Raw genomic sequence first — 10,962 nt, 5'->3', positions numbered from 1 at the left:
AATTAAATGCCATTACTCAAGGGGAAGGAGATGCGGGGAATGTCAAAATCTCAGCTAGTGATACTGTTTCTGTCTACGATAAAGGTAATCTCTTCGCTCTAGTGACAGCAACAGCCATTGGGAATGGTGGAAATATTGAGATTAATTCTGGCTCTCTCAACGTCTTCAATGGTAGTACAATCAACGCTAATACATTTGGTGAAGGTGATGCTGGTAATGTCAAGATTGTCGCTAATACATTGACTGCTAAAACAGGGGGACAAATTCTAAGCACAACATTCAGTACAGCTAAAGCCGGAAATATTAACCTGATAGTCAAAGATAATATTACCCTAGATGGCAAAGATACTGGATTATTTGCTAACACAGAAAAAGGTTCAACAGGTAAAGGTGGTAGTATTTTCATTGATCCCCAAACATTCATCATCAAAAACGGTGCAGGAATCGGAGTAAATAGCCGAGGAAGCGGTGAAGGTGGAGATATTTCCCTACAAGCAGGTACGCTAACTTTAAATAAAAAAGCCTTTATTAGTGCCGAAACTGCCAGTAACCAAGGTGGTAATATTAACCTAGTAATTAACGATTTATTGTTATTCCGAAATAACAGCGGACTCACTGCAACTGCTGGTACAGATAGTGCAGGGGGAAATGGAGGCAACATTACTATTAATGCTCCCTTTATTGTCGCCGTCCCCAGTGAAGATAGTGATATTACAGCTAACGCATTTGAAGGAGATGGTGGCAATATCAACATCACAACTAATGCCTTATTTGGTATAGAATTTCGTTCTCAACAAACTCCAAGAAGTGATATTACAGCATCTTCTCAATTTGGTGTAGATGGAGATGTGCAAATCAACACACCAGAAGTAGACCCAGTTAATGGCTTAGTCGAACTACCTACAAATCTAGTTGACCCCTCCCAGCAAATTGATAACTCTTGCAAGGCTGGAAGTAATCAAAATCAGAGTTCCTTTGTCGCTACAGGACGTGGCGGTTTACCATTAAATCCCACTCAACCATTACAAGATACCAGTACCTTAGCACAGTGGGTGAAACCCAGAACCAGTTCACAGAACTCTGTTAAAGTAGACAATCAGCCACAAACACCAACAGTCACTACAATTTCTCCAAGTTCTCCTCCTGACATTGTAGAAGCCTCTGGTTGGGTAGTTGATGCTAATGGTACTATCTACTTAGTAGCCCAAGTACCACAAGTTACCCCTCGCAGTCTTTGGCAAACATCTGCCTCTTGTCCTGTTCGTTAGAGGATGTGTGAAAATTTGGAACAGGAGAGTATCAAATGGCATTAATTAATTTTGCTCAGTTTAAGTCAATTCTGCAAAGGCTTCTGCTGGCAAAGCGAGTAGTTAAATCTTCGGTTTTTTATGTAGTATTATTTACTCTAGTTTTTGCCCTGACTATTACCCCCATCACCTTTGCTAAACAACCACATACCCATTTAGCAGGTAAAATTACCAGCCAAAACAGTCAATTCTCAGCCACAACACCACACCAGCTTCTGGAACAAGGAGAAGCCCTGTATCAAGCAGGAAACTTAACTCAAGCAGTAACTATTTTACAACAAGCTAACCGTATTTATCAGCAACAGAGCGATCGCCTGGGACAAGCCGCAGCCCTGAGTAACCTCTGTCTGGTATATCAGCAACTTGGCTCGTTGACAGAAGCCTCTGAAGCTATCAACACTAGCTTAAATTTACTTGGTGGGTATGGGAAAAAGCAACAGTTGCAGATTAAGACTCAAAAACCAGAATGGTTAGAAGTTTTGGCGCAAACTTTAGATATTCAAACAGGATTGCAACTGGCACTGGGACAAGCAGATATATCTGTAGAAACTGCCCAACAAGCAGAGGAAATCTGGAAGCAATTAGGTAACAATGCCGGAGTCACCCGCAGTCGCATCAATCAAGCACAAGCTTGGCGGATTTCTGGCTTTTACGGTCGGGCTTTAAAGATTTTGGACTCAATGGAGCAACAATTAAAAAACGAAGCCAATTCCCCGCTCAAAGCCGCTGCTTTGCGTTCTCTTGGTAATGCTTGGCAACAATTGGGTGAGTTAGATAAATCTCAGGAAACATTACAATTAAGCTTAGAAATTGCCAAAGGACTACAACTGTCTCCAGAAATGAGCATGACAGAATTTAGTCTCGGTAATACTGTGAGGGCATTAGGTGATACTAAAGGTGCGATCGCCCATTATCAGCAAGCTGCGGCCATAGCAGTCCAGCCACTCACCAAAGTGCAAGCTCAAATCAATCTGCTCAGTTTGTTGGTTGAGAATAAAGATATTGCAGCAGCTAAAGAATTAATTCCTAGAATCCAATCCCAATTTGTGACTCTGCCTAGTAATCAAGCTAGTATTTATGCAAGTATAAATTTTGCTGATACAATCATTAAGATTGCTAATAAAGAAGACGTTGCCCAAATTCTCGCCAACAGTGTTAAACAAGCCAAAGCTATAGGTAATCAGCGTGGAGAATCCTATGGGCTGGGAATTTTAGGAGGATTGTACGAGCAGAACAATCAGTGGCAAGAAGCGCAGGATTTAACCCAGCAGGCATTGTTTATCGCTCAAGGAATCAATGCTTCAGATATTGCCTATCGTTGGCAGTGGCAGTTGGGACGGTTGCTAAAAGTCAAGGGAAATATTCAGGGTGCGATCGCTGCTTATGATGCCGCAGTCTCAACACTCCAGTCCCTCCGTAGCGATTTAGTCAGCGTCAACCAACAGGTACAGTTCAATTTCCGGGATAGTGTAGAACCCATTTATCGGCAGTCAGTGCAACTCTTATTACAAGAGTCAGGACAAGGAAAACCGGATTTAGAAAAAGTACGCCAACGCATAGAAGCATTGCAATTAGCGGAATTAGATAATTTTTTCCGGGAAGCTTGCTTAAATAATCAATTTGTAGTTCTTGACAAAATAGTAGATCAAGATAATCCCAACACAGCCATTTTCTACCCGATTATTTTAGACAATAAATTAGAGGTTGTCCTGAAGCTTCCCAAACAACCGTTGATACATATATCCCCTCAAAATAACTGCCCCTCTCAAAATAACTGTGAGGATGTAGAGGGTGTAATTACAAAAATGCGAGCAGCAATAGTCCAACCCAATACCGGGAAAGAATTTAAAAAACAATCCCAAAAACTTTACAATTGGTTAATTAAACCTGTGGAAGTAGACCTACAAAAGAGCGGAGTTACAACTTTAGTATTTATCCTAGATGGGTCTCTGAGAAATATTCCTATGTCTGCATTGTATGATGGACAAAACTATTTAGTCCAGAAGTATGCTGTAGCTCTGAGTCCTGGACTGCAACTATTTCCTCCTAAACCTCTAATGCCAGGAAAAATAAATGTTCTGGCGGGAGGACTATCGCAACCACCCAAAAATGAAAATTTTGCACAACTTCCCTATGTCAAGGAAGAACTAGATTTAATCCAAAAGTTGGGTTTAACCAAAAATACACTTTTGGATCAAGATTTTACGAAGAAAAACTTAGAACAATCAATTAATGTCCAACCTTTTGGAGTAGTTCATCTAGCAACACACGGTAAATTTAGTTCCAAAGCTGAAGAGACTTTCATCCTTGCAGCCAACGGACGCATCTATGTTAGAGAATTAGATGGGTTGCTCAAAAGTAGAGAGCAAAATCGAACAGAGCAAATTGAATTACTTGTTCTCAGTGCTTGCGAAACCGCAGCCGGAGATAACCGTGCTGTATTGGGATTAGCAGGAGTTGCTATTCGAGCAGGAGCGCGGAGTACCTTAGCATCCTTATGGCAAATTGGTGATAATTCCACTGCTTTGTTTATTGGTGAATTCTATCGTCAGTTAACAACTGGCAAAGTAACAAAAGCAGAGGCTTTACGTCTTGCTCAATTAAAATTGCTGAATGATTCTGCATACAGTCGTCCTATGTATTGGTCTCCCTATGTGTTAGTTGGTAATTGGTTGTAAAAAGACAGATACAAGCAGCTTTTAAGAATGCAATTAATTATCATTACTATACTCTTTGAGTAAGATAGATGATCGACTGAAGAGGGATTCAGCATCAGAAGAACATTTTTGTATCTCATTCAATCGAGTATTTATCTCTTCAATCAAGCTTTGTTGCCCCGTTAAATTTTTAGATTTGTCTATTAAATTTATCAAGTTCAATGCTTGACTAAACCAATCAATAGCATTTTTATAGTTTTGTTTTTTAAGATAGCAAACAGCCAACATTTTCATATTCTCTGCATCATCTAAATCTAAGTGCTTTTCCCAGATTATTTTTTTTAAATTTAAAGCCTCTTGATAACTATCTACAGCTTTATCATATTCACCTGAATAAAAATAAGTTTCGGCCAATTCACATACAGTGTTAGCTACTTTAATATTAATGTCTCCATAAAATCTTTTCTCTATCTCTATAGATTTATTGTATAGTTCCTTGGCTTTGTCGTAGTTTTGTTTTACTTCTTTATCGTCTCTGTCTTTCCTTTTCAAGAGAAACATTGCATAGTCAAAGTAAAATATGCCTAAGTTGTGATAGCTTTCTGCTAAAGTCGGATTATCTTTTTGCTTTGCACGAATTTCTTCTGCTTGCGTATAATATTTTTTTGCTTCCTTCCATTGTCCTCGTAAACTGTGTAACCACCCTAAATTTGCTAAATTGCGTGGTTTATCATCTCGATGTTCTATATCAGACTGTTCTTCAGTAAGGTATTCCTTGATAATGTCTGAAGCCTTCCCAAGGTAAAATTGGGCTTCGTTAAGGAAACCTTTGGCTTCACTACAGAATTTGTCACAGACATAGAGATATAGATAGGCATAACCCAAATAATCTTGACTTATTGCAATATTAAGTCGGATTTCTCTACGCTGCTCCAAACTATCAGGAGAGTTGTCTTTAAGCCATTCTTCACCCCCTGTTGAGGCTTTTTCATAAAGTAATTTAGCCTGTTCATAGTTCTTAAATGATAAATATATATGTGCTAAAGAATTCTGAATTTTGAAAATATAAGGATGTTGGTTTCCTAGACTACTTTTAAGAGTGTCTAGACAATTTTCATATTGCTTTTTTGCTTCAGTATATTGTCCATTACCTTCATAATATCTGCCTAAACCAGTAAACAGATCAACTAATTCTTTAGGTTCTAAATCCTCTTTCATATCTCTCACTACTTTATTGAAATGAGGGATAGAGTCTTTCACATTTTCTAGTTCTTGCTGTGTTGGATTAGGGGGAATTTTTTTAGATTCTTTTACCATTACTTGGTAAAATATCTGCTTTAAGTTTTTAGCTAGGAATTTATTTTTTATTGATAAATCTTCCAATTTTTGCTGAAGAAAAGTTTGAATAAATTTGTGAGATTTACCAAAATTCTCTGAGTTGTTTTGAATTAAATTAAATTTAATAAGGTCAGACTTTGCCTCTAACCTATAAAAGGTTTTGTTAATTTTTCCAAATTCACTCTCATCGAATTCCTTTCCTAGCTCTTTTATCAAAGCCCAAGAAATTGGAGTCGCAGCAAACAAACTTAGTAAATATGCAAAGGTTTGAGTTTTCAAATCTAAATACTTCCAGTTTACTTCAAATGCATCAAATATCGTAGATTTGTTAGCTATACGCTTGTTAGCTATACGCTTGATATCATTTTCCTTTAGATCACTTAGTTCACTGTAAATATTCTCTAATGTGTCTCTTTTTAGCAAGTCTCCTACAAATTCTAACCCTAAAGGCATATCCTCCAACTGTTGACAAATAGCCCCTGTTTTCGTTTCGTCTTTCTCGACCTGATCTTCTGCGTATGCTGCAAGCAACTTTATGGATGCTTGTCGTTCTAAGACATCCAATTGTATCGTTTTTTGACCAAAGGAATTTGGAGTGGTAATCAAAACTTTAAAGTTTTGACTATCTGTATCTGGAAAATATTTGTTGATCTGGTTATAATTTTCCTCATTAATACTGTCCAATACCAAAAGTACCCTGCACTTGTTTATCAGAGGTTTCAATTCATCGCGATAAAAATTAAAAGTTTTTTGTGTATATTCCATATCATTGGATTTATCGTATGGTGAAGATTTCCTTAATAACCCTCGGAAACATTCCTCCAACGCAATTTCAATATCTGGAACTGATTTTTCCTGTGCATCTATTACCCAAATCCCACCAGGGTAAGCTTTCTTTTTACGAGATTTTCGAGCATATTGATCTACTAGAGTTGTTTTGCCAATTCCACCTAAACCAGTAATGACAATACGGGTATTATTTTGAAATTCCTTATCTATTTCTTCTATATTCGTATCTCGCCCGACAAACTTAATTAGGTCAAGACTATTGTCAACAAGGTTGTTAGGAATAGTTAGTTGTATCTGTTCATTTTGATTAATCTGTTGATCTTGAGCAAAAAGTTGTCCTCCCTCATTGTCTTGCCAGCGCAAGTAAAGAACTGGACGATACCATTGGTTGCCTTCTGATCCCATTGCATATCGCCCTAAGCTCACAGATCTAGCAAGAGAATTCTTTTTGCAAAGAGAAGAGTAAAATTTTTCAGCAAACGCTGTAGCCGCATCAACTCTCACTGAGAATTGCATTGCCACAACCGCAGGTACTCCGCTCCTTATTAAACTTTGTGCCACTCCATTGAAAACGGATTGACTATTCAAAGACATACCTGAATTACAGGCACTTAATACTACGGCTAATACTCCCTGCTGCTGTCCTGGAGTATCAGTCAAGGAGATTTTGAGAAGTAATTCACTAAATTCGTTTGCACTAACATAATGGGCTTTGCGAGTTTCATGGGAAAACAACAAATATCCCTGAAATTCAGAAAGGGGACCCTCATGATTGTTGCAATCTTCATTCCTGCATTCTTTTGAATCTCTATAAGCTCTATAACAAGTCTCACAACGACGACCAAAAAATCCATGCCCATCAAAATGCAGTACATGAGGACGAGTATCTTTTTCTCCACTGTTTATCAGAACCTGTTCCAACTTTTTCAATGTAGCGCTTTCTAGCACTTCAAGCCGAATTTGGGCATTTGATTCTTTCTGATCTCCCTTCGATTCTGTCTCAGCTTTACGCAAGCTGTTGATAACAGCCTCATGCTCTGTTAAGTCTAATTTTTGTAATTTATTTCTATCGTCATAGGCATTTGAAGACACTAAAAGAACATTGATTTTGTCGGTTGGAATCAGAGCAGGTTGTGGGTCAGTATATTCAATGTAGCGCGAGAATGTTACCACATCCTGGCTGAGAAATTTACCCTCATCATAAAGAAGTTCCCACGGATAATCAGCCAAACGAACATACTTGGATACATCTTCTGGAAATGAAAATCGGATATGCAGGTGTGTGAGATCTCTTTTGGCTTTGGAGAGGGCTCGGTTTAGTACCTTATTATTGTCATGTCCAGAAGGAAAGATACATTGAAAAAGAGACGTTCCAATTTTGGTCAATAGAGTAGAAGGATGTTGAAAATACTTTTGAAAATTCTTAGGGTTTTCACACAACCAGCCTTGGTCAAGCAACCACTGTTCCTCTCCTGGTTTTTTGAATTCCCCAGATTCAAAATGCTCTGATTCTAGAACTTTAAGCAGAGTATGTCGCCAGTTTTTTAATTCTTCTAGAGGCTTTAGGAATTCTACAAATGGCAGGGATGTCTTTCGTAAAATTGCTTCACCGCCTACACTTAAATTTTTAACCTTTACACTAAAATGAACTTTATCTTCGCCAATTGGAATGAACTCTATTTGTAACAGTTCCATAGCATTTAATTATTAGTTTTAAATATCATACCGTTTATGTGAATTAGGCGACCTCTGCAATTCCATTGATACTTCTAAAATTATCTTTTTGGGAAATGCTAGAAACCCTAATAAAACAACAAGATTTTTCAATTCACATAAGGCGTACCCTCTTCCGTCAAAGTAGGGTAAAATCTTAATTCTTCGTTGACTCAAAAAACACAACTTAGTTAATTTATCCAATAGTGATGGAAGAGGGTTATCATATTTCAATATAATTACCTGTCAAGATAAAGATAAAAGATACCTTCCTTCCTTACAGCGCTTCCGGCTATTAGGCAATACAGTTTTGCTCCTTGTCCCTCTCCTATCATAGCTTTCAGCCTTAAGAATTTACCTCATAGCTGCCGGAAGTGCTGTATTCAGATTTATCATTCATCATCATCAGGGATGCCACCACCGCCTTTCATTGCTGCAAAGGGTACTTTGCGCTTGATTGACTCCAAATATTTAGGATTTTGCTTCTCCAGAATATCGAGCAATTGCTGTTTAGTGAACAATGGCTCTAAAGTTACCTTAATTTTCTGGACATCATCACGACTACCACCACCTTTGAGATCAACATTAACGAAAAGCTTTAGCCCAGGACCAGCATTTACCCCAGCACTACCTTCTTTTTTGACTGTCACCTGTAACTCCAACTCGATATTACCGTAGGCAAAAAGGGGAATATCTGTGGACTGCAATAAACCATCCTTCCCCTCCTTGAAAGAAGACAAAACTGATGCTTCCAGAAGTTCTTGTTTTACCTGTTTTAGTAGTTCTGCTAATCCAATCTGATTTTCGTCTGACACAATGTTTCTCCCTATTAAATAAATCCTGGATTTCCTGTTCGTCAGCAATTATGACAACTTATATAGAAATCCGCTTTGATTCCTAAAATTACTTGCGTAGTCAGGCAAAAAGCAAGAGGATTCCAGAATATTAAGGTGTACTGATTTTTGAACAAAAATCAAACAGAAGTCCTATATTAAGTTGCTATAATTGTCGTTTAATCAATCAGTATCTCATGGTTTGTGGTATTTCTAGTACCACCAGGTATATCCATTCTTGTCGCGGCCATCAGCATTAGCATTAGCATTAGCGATTAAATTTTCGCAGTTATCGATAGATGTATTTCTTACCTTTAGATCCTGAGTACTCTCATTATACCCATAGCACTTAATTTGCTGATAACTGCTTTTAAACTGATTTTTATTGGCAATTGCCAAAGCAGAACCAACACCAATTGCTGTAATCCCCAAAACTGAAATCAGAGCAACTGTAACTTTTACAATCGGTTTTTTTTGTTTACTGTTCATGTTTTTTGATTCTCTAATTAACTGTTGTTAAGTCTCTTATTAACTCAGCCCTGCTGGTCATTTTTCATGGCTTAGTCTAAACTCCAGCTATAAAGCTTTTATCTGAAATTACATTCAGAAATGAGGCAGGAGACCTACATTAACTAATTGGTTGGGTTTTTTCCTTTTATTCACATCCTGCACCTTCGCAATAAAGATAGCGTGGCATAGCCCTAACTACGAAATAATAAGAGTTCTAGACTTTAGGACTTACTCATTGACAGAATCGACTAAATCAGGACAAGAGCAAACATAACGGGTTCTTCGGTACTTTTTATGAAAAACTAGCTTCAAACTCGTTAAAATCCTTATTTCGTAGGCAGTTCATTAAAAATCAAGGAGCCACGCAAAAATGTGAGGTATAAAATCCAATCTCACATTTTCGCGTTGCTCCCAGCCCTAATTTATTGGCAGTTTTTTAATTAATTAATTAAAGGAAAGACAGCAATATTCTCCAATTTGATTGATTGCAATAAACTTTGCCAATCTGCTGCTAAAGACGCATCATTAGAATTAGCAAGGCGTAATTGCCCTAGCATTGTCAAAGCATCAAACCAAATACCATTAGCAGCATAAATGGCAATTTTTTGTTGAGGGTCTGTTGCCTCCTCTAACTGCTGCTCTAAAATAGGGTTTAAATTTACTCTTTGGATGTCTCCTTCTACATGGATAGGAACACTCGTTATTTGCTGTTGATTACAACTAATCTTAAAGAACCAGCGATATGTTTTACCTACTTGCAATGGTGCGACAGTAGATGGAATAGAAATGCCAATGACACCAGATTTTGCTGTGAGGGCGATATTTTGATTTTTATAAATTTCGTTTTCTTCGCTATCCTGTAGGACAAATTCAGCACTCATGTTGGTGTAGGGAAAGTAAAACCAAAACATTGGACGTTCAGAGGTCGTTAGTCCCCACACATCTACTGACGTTGATGTATTTGTCTGTTTACTAGTTGCCACGCGCTCTTGAAAAGGGACTAAAGCCGTGAGGGGAGTTTCCACCACAGGACAATCATTGCGGCTACCCATTCCGCTTCTACGTCCAGATACAGTACTTAACCCAGTAGGTGGTTTTGGTGGCACAAAAACTGGTCGAGAGGCTTCTTTTTTAGGTACAGGAGTTTTTTTAACTGGTTGTACAGGTTGTTTAGTAGTTGCTGGTGGTTTTGTTTGGGCTGTTGCCTTTACTGGATATTGTAAAGTACTGCTAAAAAGCAAAGCACTCACTAGAATCAACTTCTTCATAGATTTAGGGGGTGTTATCAATTAAGCCAGATAACGGCAGTAGCAAGATAAATTGCCGATAGAAAGTTCTTAGCCCGCTTATCATAGCGTGTGGCGATCGCTTCCTCAAACTCACTCAAACTGGAATAGCACTAAGATAAGCCGAAAAGTATGCAGGATAAAGACTACAGCTTTTAAAGCTATTGAACAATGAAGGGATGGGTTAGGCGATCGCTTTCAGCACTAACGAAAAGCCCTGTGCTTACCGCGCAGCGTCTGGTAGAGAAGCTAATCGCTGTGCCATGCAAATGCAGCATCATAAATGGATGCGATAACGGTGCAGGATTCAGGGCAAACGCATTTAAATTACTCTTGCTCACAACCGAAGTTAAGAACCAACTAAAAAATCGGCATTTATCGTTTGGTTGATTTTCCTATACTCGAATGGCACTAAGATAAGCCGAAAGCAAGTTGAGATAAGAGTTTAAAGGATTGAGAGTTATAAAAAACGGGTGGAGTAAGGAAAAGGATTTAATTCGCGGAAAGTTTCCGCGAATTAAATTTCCAT

General features: G+C 38.1%; 5 protein-coding genes and 1 pseudogene. 2 read left to right on the top strand and 4 right to left on the bottom strand.

Going from position 1 to position 10,962, the window contains the following annotated elements:
* Window positions 1–1,268, top strand: a pseudogene (locus AACX33_RS02585) (beta strand repeat-containing protein); the annotation flags it as partial.
* Between the two features lie 35 nt (window positions 1,269–1,303).
* The gene (locus tag AACX33_RS02580; protein WP_227789409.1) at window positions 1,304–3,985 is read left to right on the top strand and encodes a CHAT domain-containing protein; all 2,682 of its coding nucleotides are present in this window, start codon (window positions 1,304–1,306) and stop codon (window positions 3,983–3,985) included.
* Between the two features lie 33 nt (window positions 3,986–4,018).
* On the opposite strand, the gene AACX33_RS02575 is transcribed toward AACX33_RS02580, so the two are convergent.
* The 4 genes from AACX33_RS02575 to AACX33_RS02560 all read right to left on the bottom strand — a co-directional run bounded on the left by AACX33_RS02575 (window position 4,019) and on the right by AACX33_RS02560 (window position 10,415).
* The gene (locus AACX33_RS02575; protein ID WP_227789408.1) at window positions 4,019–7,786 is read right to left on the bottom strand and encodes a tetratricopeptide repeat protein; all 3,768 of its coding nucleotides are present in this window, start codon (window positions 7,784–7,786) and stop codon (window positions 4,019–4,021) included.
* 410 nt (window positions 7,787–8,196) lie between these two features.
* Window positions 8,197–8,619: a trypco2 family protein gene (locus AACX33_RS02570; protein ID WP_227789407.1), complete on the bottom strand. Its 423-nt coding sequence runs from the start codon at window positions 8,617–8,619 to the stop codon at window positions 8,197–8,199.
* Window positions 8,620–8,850: 231 nt separating this feature from the next.
* Window positions 8,851–9,126 (bottom strand): hypothetical protein, encoded by a 276-nt coding sequence (locus AACX33_RS02565; RefSeq protein ID WP_227789406.1) that lies wholly within the window; start codon window positions 9,124–9,126, stop codon window positions 8,851–8,853.
* Window positions 9,127–9,587: 461 nt separating this feature from the next.
* A complete protein-coding gene (locus tag AACX33_RS02560; protein WP_227789405.1) occupies window positions 9,588–10,415 on the bottom strand; it encodes a DUF928 domain-containing protein in 828 nt (275 codons plus the stop codon).
* Window positions 10,416–10,962 lie beyond the last annotated feature (547 nt).

This window comes from Nodularia sp. LEGE 04288, from assembly GCF_963896525.1.
In the GTDB taxonomy this organism is placed as follows: Bacteria; Cyanobacteriota; Cyanobacteriia; order Cyanobacteriales; family Nostocaceae; genus Nodularia.
This window is presented reverse-complemented; position numbering and strand designations above follow the sequence as displayed.

Excerpts from the sequence above, each read along its gene's own strand:
- AACX33_RS02580 (WP_227789409.1), top strand. The coding sequence starts at position 1,304 with ATGGCATTAATTAATTTTGCTCAGTTTAAGTCAATTCTGCAAAGGCTT.
- AACX33_RS02575 (WP_227789408.1), bottom strand. The coding sequence starts at position 7,786 with ATGGAACTGTTACAAATAGAGTTCATTCCAATTGGCGAAGATAAAGTT.
- AACX33_RS02565 (WP_227789406.1), bottom strand. The coding sequence starts at position 9,126 with ATGAACAGTAAACAAAAAAAACCGATTGTAAAAGTTACAGTTGCTCTG.
- AACX33_RS02560 (WP_227789405.1), bottom strand. The coding sequence starts at position 10,415 with ATGAAGAAGTTGATTCTAGTGAGTGCTTTGCTTTTTAGCAGTACTTTA.